General features: G+C 45.3%; 21 protein-coding genes. 14 read left to right on the top strand and 7 right to left on the bottom strand.

Annotated features, from left to right (window positions below):
• The first annotated feature begins 7 nt into the window (after positions 1 to 7).
• The 5 genes from iscA to iscX all read left to right on the top strand — a co-directional run bounded on the left by iscA (position 8) and on the right by iscX (position 3408).
• Complete coding sequence (gene iscA, locus ACUHGC_RS09415) at positions 8 to 331, top strand: iron-sulfur cluster assembly protein IscA (RefSeq protein ID WP_446833075.1); 324 nt, start codon at positions 8 to 10, stop codon at positions 329 to 331.
• 26 nt (positions 332 to 357) lie between these two features.
• Positions 358 to 873 (top strand): Fe-S protein assembly co-chaperone HscB, encoded by a 516-nt coding sequence (gene hscB / locus ACUHGC_RS09410; protein ID WP_446833074.1) that lies wholly within the window; start codon positions 358 to 360, stop codon positions 871 to 873.
• 95 nt (positions 874 to 968) lie between these two features.
• Positions 969 to 2834 carry a Fe-S protein assembly chaperone HscA gene (gene hscA, locus ACUHGC_RS09405; RefSeq protein ID WP_446833073.1) on the top strand — a complete coding sequence of 622 codons (1866 nt, stop codon included), beginning with the start codon at positions 969 to 971 and terminating at the stop codon, positions 2832 to 2834.
• A 19-nt stretch (positions 2835 to 2853) separates the two neighbouring features.
• Positions 2854 to 3192, top strand: coding sequence for an ISC system 2Fe-2S type ferredoxin (gene fdx / locus ACUHGC_RS09400; RefSeq protein WP_446833072.1), 339 nt, complete (start codon positions 2854 to 2856; stop codon positions 3190 to 3192).
• An 18-nt stretch (positions 3193 to 3210) separates the two neighbouring features.
• Positions 3211 to 3408, top strand: a complete 198-nt coding sequence (iscX, locus tag ACUHGC_RS09395; RefSeq protein ID WP_446833071.1) for a Fe-S cluster assembly protein IscX — start codon at positions 3211 to 3213, stop codon at positions 3406 to 3408.
• 64 nt (positions 3409 to 3472) lie between these two features.
• On the opposite strand, the gene ACUHGC_RS09390 is transcribed toward iscX, so the two are convergent.
• Together ACUHGC_RS09390 and ACUHGC_RS09385 are read right to left on the bottom strand one after the other, a co-directional pair.
• Positions 3473 to 4513 carry a Gfo/Idh/MocA family oxidoreductase gene (locus ACUHGC_RS09390; protein ID WP_446833070.1) on the bottom strand — a complete coding sequence of 347 codons (1041 nt, stop codon included), beginning with the start codon at positions 4511 to 4513 and terminating at the stop codon, positions 3473 to 3475.
• A 9-nt stretch (positions 4514 to 4522) separates the two neighbouring features.
• A complete protein-coding gene (locus ACUHGC_RS09385; RefSeq protein ID WP_446833069.1) occupies positions 4523 to 5920 on the bottom strand; it encodes an MATE family efflux transporter in 1398 nt (465 codons plus the stop codon).
• 76 nt (positions 5921 to 5996) lie between these two features.
• On the opposite strand from ACUHGC_RS09385, the gene ACUHGC_RS09380 reads away from it, so the two are divergent.
• Positions 5997 to 6611 carry a riboflavin synthase subunit alpha gene (locus tag ACUHGC_RS09380; RefSeq protein ID WP_446833068.1) on the top strand — a complete coding sequence of 205 codons (615 nt, stop codon included), beginning with the start codon at positions 5997 to 5999 and terminating at the stop codon, positions 6609 to 6611.
• 46 nt (positions 6612 to 6657) lie between these two features.
• Here ACUHGC_RS09380 and ACUHGC_RS09375 read toward each other — a convergent pair whose 3' ends face one another.
• From ACUHGC_RS09375 to ACUHGC_RS09355, 5 genes are all read right to left on the bottom strand, one after another.
• Positions 6658 to 7569, bottom strand: a complete 912-nt coding sequence (locus ACUHGC_RS09375; RefSeq protein ID WP_446833067.1) for an SMP-30/gluconolactonase/LRE family protein — start codon at positions 7567 to 7569, stop codon at positions 6658 to 6660.
• A gap of 56 nt (positions 7570 to 7625) precedes the next feature.
• Positions 7626 to 8750, bottom strand: coding sequence for an ABC transporter substrate-binding protein (locus ACUHGC_RS09370; protein ID WP_446833066.1), 1125 nt, complete (start codon positions 8748 to 8750; stop codon positions 7626 to 7628).
• 19 nt (positions 8751 to 8769) lie between these two features.
• Positions 8770 to 9852 carry an ABC transporter permease gene (locus ACUHGC_RS09365; protein WP_446833065.1) on the bottom strand — a complete coding sequence of 361 codons (1083 nt, stop codon included), beginning with the start codon at positions 9850 to 9852 and terminating at the stop codon, positions 8770 to 8772.
• Positions 9853 to 9862: 10 nt separating this feature from the next.
• Positions 9863 to 11407, bottom strand: coding sequence for a sugar ABC transporter ATP-binding protein (locus ACUHGC_RS09360; protein WP_446833064.1), 1545 nt, complete (start codon positions 11405 to 11407; stop codon positions 9863 to 9865).
• A gap of 225 nt (positions 11408 to 11632) precedes the next feature.
• Positions 11633 to 12433 (bottom strand): IclR family transcriptional regulator, encoded by an 801-nt coding sequence (locus tag ACUHGC_RS09355; RefSeq protein ID WP_446833063.1) that lies wholly within the window; start codon positions 12431 to 12433, stop codon positions 11633 to 11635.
• Between the two features lie 227 nt (positions 12434 to 12660).
• Between ACUHGC_RS09355 and yiaK the strand changes: the two genes are divergently transcribed.
• The 8 genes from yiaK (at position 12661) to araD (ending at position 20143) form a co-directional block, all read left to right on the top strand.
• A complete protein-coding gene (gene yiaK / locus ACUHGC_RS09350) occupies positions 12661 to 13659 on the top strand; it encodes a 3-dehydro-L-gulonate 2-dehydrogenase (RefSeq protein ID WP_446833062.1) in 999 nt (332 codons plus the stop codon).
• Positions 13660 to 13673: 14 nt separating this feature from the next.
• Positions 13674 to 14138 (top strand): YhcH/YjgK/YiaL family protein, encoded by a 465-nt coding sequence (locus ACUHGC_RS09345; RefSeq protein ID WP_446833061.1) that lies wholly within the window; start codon positions 13674 to 13676, stop codon positions 14136 to 14138.
• Positions 14139 to 14162: 24 nt separating this feature from the next.
• The gene (locus ACUHGC_RS09340) at positions 14163 to 14645 is read left to right on the top strand and encodes a TRAP transporter small permease (protein ID WP_446833060.1); all 483 of its coding nucleotides are present in this window, start codon (positions 14163 to 14165) and stop codon (positions 14643 to 14645) included.
• Positions 14642 to 15922, top strand: a complete 1281-nt coding sequence (locus tag ACUHGC_RS09335) for a TRAP transporter large permease subunit (RefSeq protein WP_446833059.1) — start codon at positions 14642 to 14644, stop codon at positions 15920 to 15922. The genes ACUHGC_RS09340 and ACUHGC_RS09335 overlap by 4 nt, the downstream gene beginning before the upstream one ends.
• 28 nt (positions 15923 to 15950) lie before the next feature.
• Positions 15951 to 16928 carry a TRAP transporter substrate-binding protein gene (locus tag ACUHGC_RS09330; RefSeq protein WP_446833058.1) on the top strand — a complete coding sequence of 326 codons (978 nt, stop codon included), beginning with the start codon at positions 15951 to 15953 and terminating at the stop codon, positions 16926 to 16928.
• 124 nt (positions 16929 to 17052) lie between these two features.
• Positions 17053 to 18528, top strand: coding sequence for an FGGY-family carbohydrate kinase (locus ACUHGC_RS09325; protein ID WP_446833057.1), 1476 nt, complete (start codon positions 17053 to 17055; stop codon positions 18526 to 18528).
• A gap of 65 nt (positions 18529 to 18593) precedes the next feature.
• Positions 18594 to 19454 (top strand): L-ribulose-5-phosphate 3-epimerase, encoded by an 861-nt coding sequence (locus ACUHGC_RS09320; protein ID WP_446833056.1) that lies wholly within the window; start codon positions 18594 to 18596, stop codon positions 19452 to 19454.
• Positions 19448 to 20143: an L-ribulose-5-phosphate 4-epimerase gene (gene araD, locus ACUHGC_RS09315; RefSeq protein WP_446833055.1), complete on the top strand. Its 696-nt coding sequence runs from the start codon at positions 19448 to 19450 to the stop codon at positions 20141 to 20143. Before ACUHGC_RS09320 ends, araD begins: the two co-directional genes overlap by 7 nt.
• The last annotated feature ends 9 nt before the right edge of the window (positions 20144 to 20152 follow it).

Genomic DNA, 20152 nt, shown 5'->3' with positions numbered 1-20152 from the left:
TCTCGTCATGGGTGTCAGTTTAACTGAAAGTGCGGCTAACCGTGTGCGCACATTTCTAGCAAACCGCGGTAAAGGTTTAGGCTTGCGTTTAGGGGTGAAAACCTCAGGCTGTTCCGGGCTGGCGTATGTGTTGGAATTTGTAGATGAAATGAATGAAGACGATCAATTGTTCGAACAGCACGGCGTTAACGTGATCATCGACAGCAAAAGCCTAGTATATCTACAAGGAACGGAATTGGATTTCGTGAAAGAGGGCTTGAACGAAGGCTTCAAATTTCACAATCCGAACAAAAAAGACGAATGTGGTTGTGGCGAAAGTTTCACCGTATAAAGTGCGGTTGAATTAAGGATATGATCATGCAAAACCCTTTTGCCCTGTTCGGTTTGGAAGCTGAATTTCAGCTAGATAGCGCGCGTTTATCCGAACGCTATTTAGCCTTGCAAAAACAGTACCACCCGGACAATTTCGCCACTCAATCCGAACAGCAACAATTGGACGCGGTGCAAAAAGCCGCGGCAATCAATGATGCTTACCAAGTGCTGAAAAGTCCGATCCGCCGCGCCGAAGCGATTTTACAATTGAATTTGACGCAGCAACTCAACCAAGAAGAAACAGTGCATGACGGCGAATTTTTAATGCAGCAGCTGATGTTGCGTGAAGACTTGGAAGCGGCGGCTTGTGGCTGTGATGAAGCGGAAGTGGCGGCACTAAGAACCAAATCGGAAACACTACGCAGCCAACAACTGCAAGCAATCGAAAATGCCATTCAGCAAGCGGATTGGACCGCACTTAAATTACATATCAATCGGTTAAAATTCATCGAAAAATTTTTACATGAAGTCGATCAGATTGAAGATCGGCTCTACGGCTAAGCAGCCCCCGATTGAAAATGCCGATAAGTGCGGTTTGCAGATAGCGATTATTGGTTTTTCACTTTAAAACGAATTTACTTAAACGGAATAACAACATGGCATTACTACAAATTGCCGAACCCGGACAAACCGCAGCCCCACATCAACACCGTTTGGCGGTGGGGATCGACCTTGGCACGACCAACTCGTTGCTGGCGACCGTGCGTAACGGCAGCAGTGAAATTTTGGCGGATACAGACGGCAGCGTGCTGATTCCTTCAGTGGTGAATTACCCACACGAGGACACGCCATTGGTCGGTAAATCCGCACTGGTAAGAGCGGTCAACGAGCCGGCTCAAACCGTGATTTCAGTCAAACGCCTGATTGGACGCAGCCTTGCCGATGTGCAGCAGCGTTATCCAAATTTGCCGTATCATTTTCAAGCCAGCGAAAACGGTTTGCCGCTCATCGAAACCGCACAGGGCAATTTCAGCCCGGTGCAAATTTCCGCTGAGATTCTGAAAAAATTGAATTATCTTGCCGAAGCGCGCTTAGGCGGCGAATTATCCGGCGCGGTGATCACCGTGCCTGCCTATTTTGATGATGCGCAGCGTCAATCCACCAAAGACGCCGCCCGTCTTGCCGGGCTGCAAGTGTTGCGCTTGCTGAATGAACCGACCGCAGCCGCGATTGCTTACGGTTTGGATTCCGGGCAAGAGGGCGTGATTGCGGTGTATGATCTCGGCGGCGGTACCTTCGATATTTCCATTTTGCGTTTATCAAAAGGGGTGTTTGAAGTGTTGGCAACCGGCGGCGATACCGCACTTGGCGGCGATGATTTCGATCATCTGTTAGCAGAGTGGATCGAGCAACAAGCCGGGATTGTCGCCACCGATAGCATTGAGCGTCGTCAACTATTGGAAACCGTGATTGCGGCTAAAGTACAATTAAGCGAACAAGCCAGTGTGGCGGTCAGTTTCAACGGCTGGCAGGGCGAGATTCAGCGTGAACAGTTTGAACAGCTGATTGAACCGCTGGTGAAGCGTTCATTATTGGCGTGTCGCCGTGCGTTAAAAGATGCACAAGTCAGCCAAGATGAAGTGCTGCAAGTGGTGATGGTCGGCGGCTCGACCCGAGTTCCGTTAATTCGCGAACAAGTGGGCGAGTTTTTTGGCAAAACCCCGTTAACTTCGATTGATCCGGATAAAGTCGTGGCGCTGGGCGCGGCAATTCAAGCGGATATTCTGGTTGGCAATAAATCCGATTCCGATATGTTGCTGTTAGATGTCACGCCGTTGTCATTGGGAATTGAAACCATGGGCGGCTTAGTGGAAAAAATTATCCCGCGCAACACCACGATTCCGGCGGCAAGAGCGCAAGAATTCACCACGTTTAAAGACGGACAGACGGCAATGAGCGTTCATGTGGTGCAAGGTGAACGTGAAATGGTTGCCGATTGCCGCTCTTTGGCGCGTTTCACGTTGCGCGGCATTCCGCCAATGGTGGCAGGCGCGGCGCATATTCGAGTGACTTATCAAGTCGATGCCGACGGCTTATTAAGCGTGACGGCAATGGAAAAATCCAGCAAGGTGCAAGCTTCGATTCAGGTGAAACCGTCATACGGTTTAAGCGATAATGAAATTCGCGATATGATCCATTCCTCGATTGAAAATGCCGAATCCGATATTCAAGCGCGCCGATTGGCAGAGCAGCGAGTGGAAGCGGCACGCGTGATTGAAGGCGTGGAAGACGCGCTGAAAATCGACAGCGATCTGTTAGCCTCTGAGGAGCTAAGCGTCATTCAAGCACAAATTGCTACGCTACGACAGCTCATCGACGGACAAGACGGCGATCAGATTAAGCAGGGCATTAAGCAATTAGACGTGGTCACGCGCGAATTTGCCGCCCGTCGCATGGACAAATCGGTGCGCAGTGTGCTGCAAGGCCACAGCATCAGCGAAATTGAAAACAGTAAAATTTAGTTAAGTAAAAGGATAAATAATGCCAAAGTTAATTTTTCTACCTCATGAAAGTTTATGCCCTGAGGGAATGGTGGTTGAAGCAGTGCGCGGTGAAAGCATTTTAGACGCTGCGCTAAATGCCGGAATTGAAATCGAACACGCCTGTGAAAAATCCTGCGCTTGCACCACTTGCCATGTGGTGGTGCGTGAAGGATTCGACTCCCTCAACGAAAGCTCGGATTTAGAAGAAGATATGCTAGACAAAGCATGGGGTTTGGAAATGGAAAGCCGTTTGAGCTGCCAAGCGGTGGTCGGTGACGATGACTTGGTGATCGATATTCCACGCTACACCATTAATCACGCACGCGAAGAACATTAATCTAACGAGGCTCTACAAATGAAATGGCAAGATTCACAAGAAATCGCATGGGCGTTATATGATCGCTTCCCGGATATCGATCCGAAAACGGTGCGTTTCACCGATATGCACCGCTGGATCTGCGAATTAGAGGAATTTGACGACGATCCACAAAAATCGAATGAGAAAATCCTCGAAGCCATTTTATTGCAGTGGCTTGATGAGTTTGAGGATTAAGCAAGCCAAACACCAAAGTGCGGTCGTTGAACAATCAACGACCGCACTTTTTGTTTGTGCACCGTTATAATGAAATTACCTGCCGCTTTTCCGCACTTTCAAAGCATTTTTCCAATAGCATTAGCACATTTTTGGCTTGGGCGACGGTGACGATAAGTGGTGCCTCCTCGGTGATTGCGGCATAGATATTGTCGTAGTAGGCGGCGTAGCTGGCAGCGGGGGACTCGATTTTGCCGTGGAAATGGACGCCATTGAGTTCGGTATTCAGCACGCCCCATTGCTGTTCGGTTTCCACATTCCAATTGCCGATAGGCAAGATGCCTTGTTGCAGTTTGGATTCTTGAATATCGGCAACATATTTTAAATACGATCCGTTACGTCCGTGCAGAGCGATATGCGGACCTTTTTCCCGTGCATATTTGGTGGCACTCAATTCGACTTTCAGATTTGGGTAATACAGGTAGATCTGGAAATTATCATCACTCAGCGCATTTTCATGTTGATAGCGAATATCGGCAAACACCGCTTGCGGCATTCCCAACAGATCAACGGCATGATCCACCAAATGCACGCCCAAATCGTACACCAGCCCAACGCCTTTTTCGCCGGTCTCTTTCCAGACTTTTGGATTTTTTCCGGCGCTATAGCGATCAAACCGCACTTGATAGTCGACAATCTCACCAATCAAATTTCCGTTAATCACCTTTTTGACCGCTTCAAAGCCGCTATCCCAGCGGCGATTTTGGTAAGGCGAGAGTACGACTTGGTGGCGTTGCGCCAACAGCTCCAGCTCTTGCGCTTCGTATGCGCTGACGGCAAGCGGCTTTTCGACGATAACGTGTTTGCCCGCTTCAATCGCTTGTTTGGCAAATTCATAGTGGGTTAAATTGGGGGTAGTGATGATCACTAGATCAATATCATCATGCAACAAAGCGGAAAAATCATGCACCACTTCTACATTCGGGATTTTTTGTTTGGCTTTTTCGCTGCTGCGTTCAAACACTTTTTTAATTCGAAAGCGCGGGTCAACCAATAAAAACGGAACATGAAACACTTGCGCCGACATTCCAAAACCGGCAATCCCTACATTGATGATATTATTCATACTCTTTCCTTATTTGATGCGTTCTAAGTGAGCTAAAAGTGCGGTCGCCGGAATGCGTTGAATTTTCCGTAATCGCCATAGCAGGAAAATCGAGGCAAATAGTAAGCACAGCACAAAACCAATCCAAAAACCTTCCGCCGCCAGTGGCGGCATCAGCCAGTCGGTTAAGCCGGTGATATACCCGATCGGCATACCGATGATCCAATAACAGAACAGTGAAATGATTAAAATCGCTTTGGTGTCTTTATAGGCACGCAATGCGCCGCCGGCGATCACCTGAATGCTGTCGGGAATTTGATAGGCAGCAGCAAACAGTAATAAAAATGACGCCATGGCGATCACCTGTTGGTCAGTCACAAAAATTTGCGCGATTTGAGTGCGAAATAGTAAGGTCAAAATTGCGGTGACGGTGGCGACGGTTAGCCCTAATGCGAGGGCGCTAAAACTGACTTGTTTCGCACCTTCGACATTGCGCTCGCCCAGGCGTTGACCGACTAAAATGGTGGTCGCCATTGAAATGGACAACGGCAGCATAAAAATAAACGAGCTGGTTTGCAGGGTAATTTGGTGGCTGGCGACCACATTGGCGCCAAGCGGCGCAATCAGCAGCGAAACAATGGTAAATAGCGTGACTTCCGCACACAGCGTTAACGCAATCGGCACGCCTAAATTCAGCAATTTGCGCTGGGTGTTCCAATCCGGTTTTTCAAACAGTTTGGGGAAGAGACGAAGGTCGCGCTGATGTCTGGCTCGATAGCAATAGAGGATAATCATTCCCATCATTAGCCAGTTAACAATCGCGGTAGCGATGCCACAGCCGACAGCACCGTAAGCCGGTACGCCGAATTTGCCATAGATAAAAATATAATTCAGCGGAATATTCAGCAGCAAACCGATAAATCCGATCACCATTGCCGGTTTGGTTTTGGCAAGTCCGTCATTCAGCCCGCGGAAGTTGATCATCATCAGATAAGCGAAAATGCCGAATGCCATGGCTTGCAGGTATTGGCTGGAAATAGAAGCCAATTGCGGATCCATATCCATAAAATCGACGATAAAGTGACTGTTATAAATCAGTATAAAGAGCGGTATGGTGATCATCACCACAATCCAAACGCCTTGCCGCACTTGATGTGCGATTCGCTTGCGCTGTCCGGAGCCGTTCAAATAGGCGATAGTCGGCGGCAGCGCAAGCAGCAAGCCTTGCCCGAACAGGACGAGCGGGAACCAAATAGATGCGCCGATGGAAATCGCTGCCATGTCAGCGGCACTCACGCGTCCCGCCATGATCGCGTCGATCATCCCCATTGAACTTTGTGCGATTTGCGCCACCAGAATCGGCGCTGCAATTCGAATTAATTGGCGCATTTCCATACGGTGCTGCTCGCTGGTAATAAACTTTAACATAAATATATTTCTGCTTAATTGAAAGAAAAGATCTATAATCTGCGTTGATAAAAATGAATACGACAAGAGAGAGATTATGTTTACAGGTATTATACAGGGTAAAGCCCGAATTGAATCGATCGAAGTAAAAAAAGATTTTCAAACCCATGTGATCCGAATGCCGTCGGATTTGCTCGACGATCTGAAACTCGGCGCTTCAATTGCGCATAGCGGCGTGTGCCTGACCGTCACCGAAATTAACGGCGATCGTCTGAGTTTTGACTTAATGCAAGAAACCCTGCGCATCACTAACTTAGGCGAGTTAAACGTGGGCGATGAAATCAATATCGAACGCGCGATGAAAATGAGCGACGAAATCGGCGGGCATTTGCTTTCCGGTCATGTATACAGCATGGCGGTGATCGACGAGATTACTCAAACAGAAAATAACTACCAAATCTGGTTCAGCCTGCCTGAACCGCACTTGGCGAAATATGTGTTAACCAAAGGCTACATCGCTATCGACGGCATCAGCCTGACTATCGGCGCAGTGGAAAATCAACGCTTCTGCGTGAACTTAATTCCTGAAACGCTGCAACGTACGATTATCGGCAACAAAAAAATCGGCGACAAAGTGAATATTGAAATTGATTCACAAACCCAGGCGATTGTGGATATGGTGGAGAGGTATTTGGCGGCGAAATTGAGTTAAGCCAAACAGATTAAAAAAGCTCAGGGATGAGCTTTTTTAGTATTTATTATTGGTAGAACGAATCGTACTGGAACCCGGTAGTATTGAGTTTGACTCGATATAAACAGTTTGTTGCCGTAATAAATAATTCATTTTGCAATTTGCCACCCAAGGTACAGTTTGAAACCGTTTTACCAAGGCAGATTTTCGCAACGGTTTCTCCCTCGCGGGTAATCACTAAAATACCGTCTTCACAACTACAATAAATCAAACCGTTTTTATCAAGGCAGAAGCCATCCGGAATGCCGGGATTGATTTCGCAGATTGTGCGGCGATTTTGCAATGTTGCGCCGTTAACATCGAATGCCACGAGATGATGTAGCCCTTCGCTAAATTCAACCTGCGACATATCAGCGACGTATAATATTTTTTCATCCGGAGAAAAAAATAAGCCGTTAGGTCGCATGGTATTGAACGTTGCCAAACTAACCGTTGCCTGCTTAGGATTATAGCAATAAACGTAGCAACCAATGATTTCACTTGCCGCTTGGTAGCCTTCATTATTGCTGAGAATGCCATAAGGCGGATCGGTGAACCAAATCGTACCGTCGGATTTAACTACCAAATCATTCGGCGAATTAAAACGCCTTCCGTCATAACGCTCAACTAATGAAGTTATGTTGCCGTGAAGATCGGTGCGACTGATGCCTCTGGAGCCGTGCTGACAGGTCATTAACGAACCGTCGGGCAACAGCGCATTGCCATTGGCAAAATCAGATGGAGAGCGAAAAACTTCAGTTCCGTTTTCTTCTTTCCATTTAAACATTCGGTTTCCCTTAACATCGCTGAAAATAACGGCATTTTCATTCGGAACCCAAACCGGACCTTCTGCCCAAATTGCATTTTGAAACAGGCATTCAATTTGAGATTGTTCAGTGAATAAATAAGAAAATTCAGTATTATAAATTTCAATATTCATCAAGGTGTCTATCCTATGAAGCAGGGGATACAATGGCCGTATCCCCGTTTAAGTTTTTAGTCAATACCCCAGATCTTTCTGTATGCGTCTTGGTAGCCGTTTTGTGGGTCATACATATTTTTATCACCGCCATCGTAGGCAATATTCTCTTTCGTGACTAAATGAACCGGCGTCACATAGCCGGACGGTTTTTCGCCGGAGAATGCTCTGTTCAGCTCATCGACTAATTGCCAGCCATGTAAATTTAAAGGTTCCGGAACGGTGGCAATTTGATGCTCACCGGCACGAATGCGTTGATAAGCGGTTACGGAACCGTCACCGGCAGAGATATTATATGGCGCTGAATCGCCTTTAATTCCGGCGGTTCTTAATGATGGCGCCATGAAATCAAAGTAGAGATCATTGATTGCCAAGGTGTATTGGAAGTCATCTTGGTATTTTTGCAGGGTGCTGAAAGTTAGCCCCGGCATACGACTAGAGGTGTCGGCAAGCGGAGTGTCAATAAATTCTAACACTTGGCACTCTTTGCATTGTTCAATCGTTTCTTTCATCACATTAGCTTTGCGCAGCGCAATTTCATAGAGTGAATCGGTTAAGATAACGACTTTTGCTTTGCCCTCTGATTTGGCAACGGCAAGTAAGGCCGACAAACGTGAAATTTCATCGGAATCGGAAGTTACATTATAGAAAACATTGTATTTATCAATCGGACCCGGTTCCGGCGTGGCGTGCCAAGCAATTAAGGTAATGTTTTGTTCACCGGCTTTTTTTAACGGATTGCGAGCCACGTTCGGGTTCCAGCCGCCAATCACAATGGCATCCGGCTTTTTGGCGATGGCTTGGTTAAGTGAAGCAAGTTGGTTATTCACCGAACCGGCACCGTCAAGCACATCTAATTTCCAACCGGCAGCGGAAGCCGCTTCTTTCATGCCGTCTAAAACACCCAGCACGCCACCGTTTTTCATATCGGAAGCAATGAAAATAATGCTTTTCTCTTTTTGCAGAGCGGGACCGGTTGTTGGACCGTCCCATTGGGTTTGTGGCGCGGTTGCAGCTTCAACGACTTTTTTGGCTTGCGCAACAAAATCATCTTCTGCGGTCGATGCGCCGGCAAATTGGCTGGCGGCAAGAAGACCACTGACTAATGTAGTGAAAATGGTTTTTTGAAAACGGCTTTTCATAATGTTTTCCTCATAGTTATTAAATGGACGGTGTGCTAGATGATTGAGACGGTTGTTCTGTCTCGGTTTTTTTCTGTACTAACTTCTGATTTAATAAACGTTTGCGCTGGGCATATCCGGCGATGGTAATAGAGAGCAGAAGCGTTGCGCCGTTAAATAACGGTTCAACCCAGAAGGCTCCGCCGAATTGTTGAATGCCTGAAATGCCGATTGCCAGAATGGCGATACCGACAACCGTACCCCAAACATTAACTCGTCCGGGACGAATCGTGGTGCTGCCCAAGAATGCACCGACTAAAGCGGGTAGTAAATAATCCATACCGACACTTGCTTGCCCAACGCCTTGTTGAGCGGCGATCAGAACGCCGGTAAAACCGGTTAACGTGCTGGAAGCAATGAAGGAGAAGATCGTGTATTTTTTGATGGAAATCCCGTTCAAACGAGCCGCTGCAGGGTTTCCGCCGACAGCATACATACAGCGTCCAATTGCGGTATGTTCGGTCACGATCCAAAGTACCACGGCGACAATCAACATATATAAAGCAGAGATCGTAATGCCAAAGAAGTCGAAACTATTCAGTTCATAAAACGCATCGGGCAAATCACCGACAATTTGTCGCCCGCCGGAATGCCACAACGCCACGGCATACAGCACCGTACCGGAACCGAGAGTTGCCACAAAGCTGTCAATATCGGCTAATGCCACTAAAATGCCATTCAGCAAGCCATATAATGCGGCAATGATTAACACGGTGATCACCGCCATTTGCCATGAGAACCCGAATTGTACTTGTAAACTAATGGCGAGAATGTGCCAAAGGACGATCCCGAAGCCCACATTAAGATCAATTTTGCCGACAATCATGGTAATGGTCGCCGCGAGTGCCAATAAGGCAATTTTTGATTTGGTTTCTAGAATAGCATTTAGCGTTAGCATTGAGGCAAATGTTGGGGTGGTGAGTGAAAAAATGACCACCAACAGAATACATAACCATAATAGACCATAACGAGTCGCCTGTTGTGAGAACCAAGGCATAAAACCGTCTTTACGCAATGAGACAGCCTGTTCAAGAGCGGTTGATTTGACAGAAGTTTGAGCCATAATAAAAATCCTATATCGCAGAATGAATAGAAGGTGATGAAAAAGATGCTACTGATGCCGAAGAGAGTTGAAGCAAATTAGAAAACGTAATCTCGTCATTGAATAATTCCCCGACCACATTGCCTCGGTTAAAGACTAAAGCGCGGTTACAAAGGTGGGCGATTTCTTCAAAATCGGTTGAAATCACAATGATAGAAACACCTTGTGCTAAGGCTTTATTTAATACGTCATAAATTTCAGCCCTTGCACCGACGTCAACCCCCGCGGTTGGATCTTCCAAAATCAGAATTGGCGTTTCTAAGTGCAACCAGCGCGCCATCACGATTTTTTGCTGATTACCGCCGGAAAGCGCACTAACTTCAATGAACATATTTTTAGGGCGGATATCAAATAGCTGGAATTTAAACCAGCTTTCTTTTAATTCTGCCGCCCGATCATACCAACGAAGTGAGGTTTTTTGCTTAATGATTGGATTGATAAATAAATTTTCGGTTGTGGTCATCGACATGACTAAACTTTCATTGGTGCGGTCGCCTGCAACTAATGAAATCCCTTTATTGATCGCATCTTTAGGAGAGTGCGGCGTATAGTTTTGATTCAGCAATTGAATATTTCCGGCATCCAGTTCGCGCAAGCCGAATAGCAATCTGCCAATCTCCTCTTGTCCGGCGCCACGCAGCCCGGCCAGCGCAATCATTTCGCCTTTGTGCAAACTGAAAGAAACCGGACCGGTGTCGCCGACCATGACATCACTGAGTTTTAGCACTTCGTCATGGTCCGTCGGCAATGGCATCCGTTGATGACTACGGGTTTCTTCGCCGACAATCACTTTCACCAATTCTTTCACCGAATAATTTTCTGTTTTGCCCTCGGCAACCGGGAAGCCGTCGCGCATAACGTAAATTCGATCGGAAATTTCAATCACTTCATCTAAGCGGTGGGTGACATAAATCATGCCAACGCCTTTTTCTTTCAGCGTTTGCAAGACAGAAAATAAATGTTTCACATCGCTTGCCGGCAATGAGGCTGTCGGCTCATCGAGGATTAACACTTTGGCATTCACCGCGATTGCACGGGCAATTGCCAGTAACGCTTTCTCCGTTCGGGATAAATCAAACACCCGAACATCGGGATCAAGATGAATCCCGACCGATTGCAACGCGTGTTCCGCTTGTGACCGCACTTTGCCCCAGTCGACCATTTTAAAGAGTTTCGGGAATCCCATCACAAACGCCATATTTTCGGCAACGGTCATCCATTCGATTAAACCTAAATCTTGGTGGATAAATGAAATGGGTTGGTGAGTTTCGGTTTTGAGTGATAATGCGGAATTAACAGGCTGATCTTCAAAGAATATTTGCCCCTGATCATAAGGATAAATGCCAGCCAGGATTTTGATGAGTGTTGATTTCCCTGCACCATTCTCGCCTAAGAGGGCGACAATTTCACCGGGGTAAATGTCAAGACTGACATCGTTTACAGCAATATTACCGCCAAAGCGCTTGATAATATGCTGCATACTTAATATAGGATTCTTTGGGGAGATATCAGACATTAAAAGTTCCTTTATTTGAGAATGAATCAGAAATAAGTGGGTCACCTTGTCAAACGGTTCTGCATTATGAAATAATATTTTGATATTTGAAATTGGAAATTTGTCATTTTGTGAGCAATGTCATATTTATGTAAATTTACATAATTGAAGTTAGTTTGAAAATAAACTATCATTGAGCGATAATCGTTTGATAATGCGGCAAAACTGCCGCAATTGAGATGAATATTATAATGTTGCGCCTAACTCGACAGAGATCGAATCGGCGGTATTTTTAAGATGCGTAAGCAGGGTTTCTTTGCCTAATTGATTCAAACGAGCGGTAGAAAGAGAAATAGAAACAGAGTAGATCACTTTGCCGTTAACATCAAAAATCGGGCAGGCGATACAGCTGACGCCTAATTCATTTTCTTCCGCATCCATTGCATAACCGGTTTTTCGGATATGTTCTAATTCTTGTTCCATGCCTTGTAGGGTGGTAATGGTGTTACAAGTCAATTGCTGGATCTGTTTTTGGTTATTGCGCCAGTAACGAGGCAAATAATCGGGCTGATCATAAGCCATAAAAATTTTGCCCATTGCAGAACAATAAAGCCGTAAATGCTGCCCGATATATGAACGAGTACGCATCATGCCTGTTGTCGGTTCTAATTTATAGATCATGATGGCGTGACCGTTTTCACGCATGGAAAAATTAACCGTTTCTTCGGTTTCAAGATTCAATTGTTCTAAAAATGGCGAAGCAAGATTAATAATATTCATCGAAGCCAGTGTTTTTTGCCCGATAGCCAAACATTTGGTGGTTAGGCGATAAGTCCCCATGGTATTGGTCGGTTTAACATAGCCGCAAGCCTGTAAACTCTGCAACATTCGGTGAGTCGTGCTTTTATTTAACTCGGCAATCTCCGACAATTTTGCCAACGGACAGCCATTGGGAAAATTGCTTAGGATTTCGAGCAGGGATAATCCTCGAATCAGGCTTTGGTTGCTGCCGCCTCTTTTCTCTTCTTTTTCAGTGTTTTTGAGCATAGTGTTGACCTTCACGGATAAGGAACTTCATTATTCCCTTTTATACTTTAGTAAAGCAATGCCTAATCTTTTAAAAATGAGACAATGATCACAATATTGAAAACTATTTTTAATTATATGATTTATAAGAAAATTTATTTGAAATTAAATTTGCTTAATTTTTTTAAATCATACAATATGTGAAACATCATTTCACAATATGAAATTCAGACAGTAAAGAGGTTAGTATGAGAGTAAGTTACGAAGACTTAAAAAAAGAATTTAAACGCGTGCTATTAGCAAGAGGAGTGGGCGAGGAAACCGCTGAAGCCTGCGCAACATTATTTGCCGATACTACACAGGCGGGTGCGTATTCTCACGGTGTAAACCGTTTTCCGCGTTTTATTCAGCAGCTTGAAAAAGGTGATATTGATCCGACAGCTGTGCCTAGCAAAGTGCTTTCTTTAGGTGCGATTGAACAGTGGGATGCACACCAAGCAATCGGCAACCTAACTGCACAAGACATGATGGATCGTGCAATGGAATTGGCGGATCAACATGGAATTGGGGTTGTTGCATTGAAAAATGCGAACCACTGGATGCGTGGCGGCGGCTATGGCTGGCAAGCGGCAGAAAAAGGCTATATCGGGATTTGTTGGACCAACTCTATTGCGGTTATGCCACCTTGGGGTGCCAAAGAGTGTCGTATCGGTACCAACCCTTTGATTATTGCGATCCCAAGTAATCCGATCACCATGGTGGATATGTCTTGCTCCATGTACTCCTACGGAATGCTGGAAGTTAACCGTCTTGCCGGCAGACAAACCTTCGTGGATGCCGGTTTTGATGACGACGGCAATTTGACCAAAGATCCGGGAACAGTAGAGAAAAATAAACGCTTATTGCCAATGGGTTATTGGAAAGGTTCAGGCTTATCTATCGTATTGGATATGATCGCCACCTTATTGTCTAACGGTTTATCGGTTGCCGAAGTGACGGAGGAAAAAGATGATGAATACTGCGTTTCTCAAGTATTTATCGCAATCGAAATTGATCGTTTAATTGACGGGGAAACCAAAGACGAAAAACTACAAAAAATTATGGACTATGTCAGAACGGCAGAGCGTGCCGATCCAAATGTAGAAGTGCGGTTGCCGGGGCATGAATTCACCACCATTCTAGCTGACAATAAAGCAAACGGCATTCCGGTTGATGATACTGTCTGGGCTAAATTGAAATCACTGTAAGTTAGGGAATTACTATGTTTTTCGGACATATTTCAAAAGTTGAGGAAAAACATTACCCAAGTGCGGTTTATACCGCACTTGGGTACCTCAAAAATACCGATTTTGATCAATTGGCTGCCGGACGTTATCCGATTAAAGGGGATTTGATTTATGCACAAGTCCTTGATCTGGAAACGCAAAAAAAGGCAGCTATTTTGCCGGAAGTACACCGCCGTTATCTTGATGTTCAATATCTCCATTCGGGTTATGAGCGTATTGGGGTGGCGATCGATTTGGGTACCAATCCGGTTGAAAAAACCTACGACGATACGAGAGATATTTTGTTTTACAGCCATGTCGAGAACGAATCTGAATTGGTGATGCGTCCGGGAAATTTTGCTGTCTTTTTCCCAACGGATGTTCACCGCCCGGCTTGTATTGATGGCAATAGCTGTAAAATCAAAAAGGTTGTGGTCAAGATTGCGGTCAGTGAACTATAACATTTATTAGATTCAGGAGTTCGCATGAATCGAATGATTTCTTATACCAGTAAAATTCTGGAAATTATCGTAGTTTCGATGTTGGCATTGATGGCCTGTATGGTCTTTGCCAATGTGGTATTACGTTACGGCGCAAACACCAGCATCACCATTGCTGAAGAGTTATCGCGCTACCTTTTCGTTTGGGTTACTTTTTTAGGCGCAGTTTTGGTCTTTAAGGAAAATGGACACGTTAGCGTGAATGTGTTGCCGAATAAGCTTTCTCCGCTGAAAAGAAAAATACTGTTTATTTTGACAGATGGCGTGATGCTGTATTGCTGCTATCTGATCTTTATCGGCAGTTATGCACAAATGCAATTAAATATGAGCAATTATGCACCGATATCGGGCATTCCGACGGGGGTTAACTTTTTAGCCAGTGTGATTATGAGCGGATTAATCGGTGTTTTATTAATTGTTCGGATTGTCGGTTCGGCAATGCAGTTAAAACAAGGAGAGTTGTCATGACCATTGTTATTTTTCTTGGCGTCTTGCTCGGCTCGATTGCATTAGGGATTCCGGTCGCATTTTCACTGATTGTTTGTGCCGTGGCATTAATGCTTCACTTAGATCTCTTTGATGCTCAAATTTTGGCTCAAAATTTGGTTAGTGGCGCAGACAGCTTTTCACTTTTAGCGATTCCGTTCTTTATTCTCGCCGGTGAGATTATGAATGTCGGCGGTTTGTCTAAACGAATCATTGATTTACCGATGAAATTAGTCGGACATAAACGCGGCGGTTTGGGATTTGTGGCGATTATTGCGGCGATGATTATGGCAAGCCTTTCCGGTTCTGCCGTGGCGGATACCGCAGCGGTTGCGGCAATGCTTATCCCAATGATGAAAACCACCGGTTATCCGGTTGAACGTTCCGCCGGCTTAATTGGTGCTGCCGGAATCATTGCACCGATTATCCCGCCGTCAATTCCGTTTATCATCTTTGGGGTTGCCAGTGGAGTTTCGATTACCAAGCTATTTATGGCGGGTATCTTTCCCGGCGTTTTGATGGGTTGCTGCTTGGCTGCGCTATGGGCGTGGCAATCCAAACGTTTAAATTTGATGACGTTTTCCAAAGCAACAAAACAGGAACTGTGCATTTCATTTAAGAACAGCGTTTGGGCGCTATTGCTACCGGTGATCATTATCGGCGGATTTAGACTGGGCATTTTCACACCGACAGAAGCCGGTGCGGTCGCCGCGTTCTATGCGTTGCTGGTATCCATGTTTATCTATCGCGAACTGAAAATTAACCAGTTATACAGTGTGTTACTGGCGGCAGGAAAAACCACGGCGGTTGTCATGCTGCTGGTGGCGGCGGCACAAGTATCCGGTTGGTTAATTACGGTTGCGGAATTGCCGCAGATGATCACTGAACTGCTAGAGCCGTTAATTGATTCACCGACCTTATTGCTAATTGTGATTATGATCGCGGTATTTATTATCGGTATGGTAATGGACTTAACCCCAACTGTATTGATTTTAACACCGGTACTAATGCCGCTGGTTGAAGAAGCAGGAATTGATCCGGTTTATTTCGGGGTGCTGTTCATTTTAAACACCTCGATTGGCCTGATTACACCGCCTATCGGCAATGTATTAAACGTGATTACCGGCGTAGCCAAATTACAGTTTGATCAGGCGGCAAAAGGGATTTTCCCTTACCTGCTGATGTTATTAGCTTTATTATTTGTCTTTATTTTCTTTCCGTCACTCATTTTAACCCCGTTAAGTTGGTTACAACCTTAACGCTTATTTTAACTTCTAGGAGAACGATATGAAAAAATTAACCGCACTTTTAACCGGTTTAACTCTGGTCGCAGCAGCTGTAACAGCGCAAGCGGCGACAAGTTTACGTTTTGGCTATGAAGCGCCACGCAGTGATACGCAACATATTGCAGCCAAAAAATTTGATGAATTATTAAAAGAAAAAACCAAAGGCGATCTGAAATTATCACTATTCCCAGATAGCACGTTAGGCAATGCGCAAACCATGATCAGCGCAGTTCGCGGCGGAACAATCGATATCGAAATGTCCGGTTCGCCGAACTTCGGCGGCTTGGTTTCTAATTTGAACGTTATCGATATTCCGTTTATCTTCCGTGATAAAGCCCATGCTTACCGCGTATTGGACGGTGAAATCGGACAAGGTTTGCTAAAAGAATTGGAAGAAAAAGATCTGAAAGGCTTGGCGTTCTGGGAAGTTGGCTTCCGTTCAATCACTAATTCAAAACACCCTGTGAATGGCCCGGACGATGTGAAAGGCTTAAAAATCCGTACTAACCAAAATCCAATGTATGTAGAAGCATTTAAATTGCTAGGTGCCAATCCGGTGCCAATGCCGTTGTCCGAGCTGTATACCGCACTTGAAACCCGTGCTGTTGATGCGCAAGAGCACCCAATCGGTATTGTGTGGTCAACCAAATTGTATGAAGTACAAAAACACTTGAGCTTGACCAATCACGGCTATACTCCGTTATTGGTGGTGATGAACAAGAAAAAATTTGAATCTTTCTCTCCGGAAGTGCAACAAGCGATTCTGGATGCAGCCAAAGAAGCAGGGGCTTATCAACGTGAATTAAATGAAGCCAATGAAAAAGACATCTTGGAGAAATTCCGTAAAGCGGGTATTGAAGTGGTTGAGCAAGTGGATACCAAACCGTTCCGTGATATTGTTGAACAACCGGTTCGTCAATATTTCATTGAACGCAATGGCGATACGCTGATCAAACAAGTTGATGCATTAGTGGAATAATGTAAAGCTTTAATGAGTAGGCTATTTGAAAATAGCCTACTTTGTTGCTAAAAATGGATTATTGTATAATTGATTTGTGTAATATTTATACAATAATTTATTGAAGTGAATGCAAGGGGAATATATGGATTTTTGGCTAGGCATTGATTGCGGTGGGACGTTTATCAAGGCGAGTGTTTATGATAGTGCCGGAAAAGCGTATGGCAGTTATCGTCAAAATCTCGCTGTATTGAGTGAAAAAGCAGGGCAAGCGGAACGGGATTTAGATCTGTTATGGCATGGTTGCGCCGAGGTTATCGCAGGTGCAATTCAAGCGTCCGCAGTCTCCGCCGAACAAATTAAAGGCGTAGGCATTTCAGCGCAAGGCAAAGGATTATTCCTTTTAGACAAAAATAAGAAACCGTTGGGCAACGGCATTTTGTCTTCGGAACAACGGGCACTGAGTATCGTCAAACAGTGGCAACAGCAACAAATTCCACAACAACTTTATCCGTTCACCCGCCAAACCTTGTGGACAGGGCATCCGGTTTCAATCCTCCGTTGGCTAAAAGAAAATGAACCGACACGTTATGCCCAAATCGGCTCAATTTTAATGTCGCATGATTATTTGCGCTATTGTTTAACAGGCGAAATCGCTTGTGAAGAGACCAATATTTCCGAGTCTAATTTATACAATATGCAAACAGGGCAGTACGATCCTGAACTGGCCAAATTATTGGACATTGAAGAGATCGTTGACGCATTGCCGCCGGTTATCGGCTCGTCTCAAATTGCCGGTTATATCACCGCAGAAGCAGCAAAATTGACAGGCTTGAAACAAGGTACGGCAGTGGTTGGCGGATTATTTGACGTGGTTTCAACCGCACTTTGTGCCGGTCTTGATGATGAAACCAAACTGAATGCCGTGATGGGAACTTGGTCGGTAGTCAGCGGCATCACCAAACAGATTGATGACAGCCAAACATTACCGTTTGTTTATGGTCGTTATGCGCAGCAAGGCGAATTTATCGTGCATGAAGCCAGCCCGACCTCCGCAGCCAATTTAGAATGGTTTGTGCAACAGTGGGGATTAACCGATTACAAAGAAATCAACCAATTGGTTGGCTCATTGCCAAAAGCGGAAAGCAGCGTGTTGTTTATTCCGTTTTTATACGGTTCAAACGCAGGGTTGGGGATGCAAGCCGGTTTTTATGGCTTGCAATCACTGCACACCAAAGCGCATTTGTTACAGGCAATCTATGAAGGTGTGATCTTTAGTTTAATGCATCATCTGGATCGGATGTTGCAACGTTTTCCGAATACCACGGTGCTTCGTGTCACCGGCGGGCCGTCAAAATCGGCGGTTTGGTTACAGATTTTGGCAGATTTGAGTGGATTAAAAATCGAAGTGCCGCAAATTGAGGAAACAGGCTGTCTAGGGGCGGCATTAATGGCGATGACCGGACTTAACGTCTTTGCTGATGTGCAGCAAGCGCAGCAAATTGTAAACGCCGATGTGGTTGAGATTACACCGGATCAAGCGGCTTATGATAAATATCAAACGAAGTATAAAAAATATAAATTGCTGCTTGAAAGTCTGAGCCATTTCAATAACCATTAAAAAGTTTCGGATTGATTTAACGTTATTTATTTAAAGCCATTTATTTAAGGTCATTGAGGTGAAAAATGAGAAAACATAAATTAGGCATTTACGAAAAAGCATTGCCTAAAAATTTAAGCTGGCATGAGCGTTTGTCGATTGCCAAAGCCAGCGGATTCGACTTTGTTGAAATTTCGATTGATGAAACTGATGAGCGGTTAGCACGTTTAGATTGGACAAAAGCGGAACGATTAGAAATCGTGAAAGCGGTGCTGGAAACAGGCATCACCATTCCATCAATGTGTTTGTCCGGGCATCGTCGTTTCCCGTTCGGTAGCCATGATGACAAAGTGCGGTCTGAAGCTTACAACATCATGGAAAAAGCCATTCAGTTGGCGAGTGATATTGGCATTCGCACCATTCAGTTGGCGGGATATGATGTGTATTATGAAGAGCAGGACGAAGGCACATTGCAGCGCTTCACAGAAGGAATGCGGTGGGCAGTCGAACGCGCGGCAAGTGCGCAAGTGATGCTGGCAGTTGAAATCATGGACACACCATTTATGAATTCCATCACCAAATGGAAACAATGGGATAACTTATTGGCATCGCCGTGGTTTACCGTCTATCCGGATGTGGGCAATCTTTCCGCCTGGGGCAATGATGTGACTAAAGAGCTGGAGCTGGGCATTGATCGCATTGCCGCGATTCACCTTAAAGACACTTATGCGGTAACCGAAAGTTGCAAAGGGCAGTTCCGTGATGTGCCGTTTGGCGAGGGCTGCGTTGACTTCGTGAATGTGTTTGAAACACTGCAACGTTTGAACTATCGTGGCGCATTTTTAATTGAAATGTGGACGGAGAAATCCGATGAGCCAATTATGGAAATCATCAAAGCACGCCGCTGGATTGAAAATAAAATGAAAGAAGGAAATTTTGTATGTTAAAGAAATTAAAAAAACAGGTTTTTGAAGCCAATCTGGATCTACCGAAATATGGTTTGGTTACCTTCACTTGGGGCAACGTCAGCGGTATCGACAGAGAAAAAGGCTTAGTAGTGATCAAGCCGTCCGGCGTGGATTACGAGGTGATGACCGAAGACGATATGGTGGTGGTCGATCTTCATAGCGGCGAAGTGGTTGAAGGCAGCAAAAAGCCGTCATCAGACACCCCGACACATTTGGAATTATATCGTCAATTCCCTGAAATCGGCGGCATCGTGCACACCCATTCCCGCCACGCAACAACCTGGGCACAAGTCGGACGTGATCTCACCGCACTTGGTACCACGCATGCGGATTATTTTTATGGTGCGATCCCTTGCACCCGCTTAATGACCGACGCTGAAATTCAAGGCGAATATGAGTTGGAAACTGGTAAAGTGATTGTGGAAACCTTTGCTAAACGTGGTATCAAAGCGAAAGACGTTCCGGCGGTACTGGTGAATTCACACGGTCCGTTTGCTTGGGGAACCGATCCGCACAACGCCGTACATAATGCCGTGGTATTAGAAGAAATCGCCTATATGAATTTGTTCAGCCATCAACTGAATCCGAATATCCAAGCAATGCAACAAACGTTGCTAGATAAGCATTACCTGCGTAAGCACGGTAAAAATGCGTATTATGGGCAGTAATAATAGGTA

It is taken from the genome of Testudinibacter sp. P27/CKL/0425, from assembly GCF_052931395.1.
This window is presented reverse-complemented; position numbering and strand designations above follow the sequence as displayed.

Coding starts and splice junctions, on each gene's coding strand:
- iscA (WP_446833075.1), top strand. CDS start 8: ATGGGTGTCAGTTTAACTGAAAGTGCGGCTAACCGTGTGCGCACATTT.
- hscB (WP_446833074.1), top strand. CDS start 358: ATGCAAAACCCTTTTGCCCTGTTCGGTTTGGAAGCTGAATTTCAGCTA.
- hscA (WP_446833073.1), top strand. CDS start 969: ATGGCATTACTACAAATTGCCGAACCCGGACAAACCGCAGCCCCACAT.
- fdx (WP_446833072.1), top strand. CDS start 2,854: ATGCCAAAGTTAATTTTTCTACCTCATGAAAGTTTATGCCCTGAGGGA.
- iscX (WP_446833071.1), top strand. CDS start 3,211: ATGAAATGGCAAGATTCACAAGAAATCGCATGGGCGTTATATGATCGC.
- ACUHGC_RS09390 (WP_446833070.1), bottom strand. CDS start 4,513: ATGAATAATATCATCAATGTAGGGATTGCCGGTTTTGGAATGTCGGCG.
- ACUHGC_RS09385 (WP_446833069.1), bottom strand. CDS start 5,920: ATGTTAAAGTTTATTACCAGCGAGCAGCACCGTATGGAAATGCGCCAA.
- ACUHGC_RS09380 (WP_446833068.1), top strand. CDS start 5,997: ATGTTTACAGGTATTATACAGGGTAAAGCCCGAATTGAATCGATCGAA.
- ACUHGC_RS09375 (WP_446833067.1), bottom strand. CDS start 7,569: ATGAATATTGAAATTTATAATACTGAATTTTCTTATTTATTCACTGAA.
- ACUHGC_RS09370 (WP_446833066.1), bottom strand. CDS start 8,750: ATGAAAAGCCGTTTTCAAAAAACCATTTTCACTACATTAGTCAGTGGT.
- ACUHGC_RS09365 (WP_446833065.1), bottom strand. CDS start 9,852: ATGGCTCAAACTTCTGTCAAATCAACCGCTCTTGAACAGGCTGTCTCA.
- ACUHGC_RS09360 (WP_446833064.1), bottom strand. CDS start 11,407: ATGTCTGATATCTCCCCAAAGAATCCTATATTAAGTATGCAGCATATT.
- ACUHGC_RS09355 (WP_446833063.1), bottom strand. CDS start 12,433: ATGCTCAAAAACACTGAAAAAGAAGAGAAAAGAGGCGGCAGCAACCAA.
- yiaK (WP_446833062.1), top strand. CDS start 12,661: ATGAGAGTAAGTTACGAAGACTTAAAAAAAGAATTTAAACGCGTGCTA.
- ACUHGC_RS09345 (WP_446833061.1), top strand. CDS start 13,674: ATGTTTTTCGGACATATTTCAAAAGTTGAGGAAAAACATTACCCAAGT.
- ACUHGC_RS09340 (WP_446833060.1), top strand. CDS start 14,163: ATGAATCGAATGATTTCTTATACCAGTAAAATTCTGGAAATTATCGTA.
- ACUHGC_RS09335 (WP_446833059.1), top strand. CDS start 14,642: ATGACCATTGTTATTTTTCTTGGCGTCTTGCTCGGCTCGATTGCATTA.
- ACUHGC_RS09330 (WP_446833058.1), top strand. CDS start 15,951: ATGAAAAAATTAACCGCACTTTTAACCGGTTTAACTCTGGTCGCAGCA.
- ACUHGC_RS09325 (WP_446833057.1), top strand. CDS start 17,053: ATGGATTTTTGGCTAGGCATTGATTGCGGTGGGACGTTTATCAAGGCG.
- ACUHGC_RS09320 (WP_446833056.1), top strand. CDS start 18,594: ATGAGAAAACATAAATTAGGCATTTACGAAAAAGCATTGCCTAAAAAT.
- araD (WP_446833055.1), top strand. CDS start 19,448: ATGTTAAAGAAATTAAAAAAACAGGTTTTTGAAGCCAATCTGGATCTA.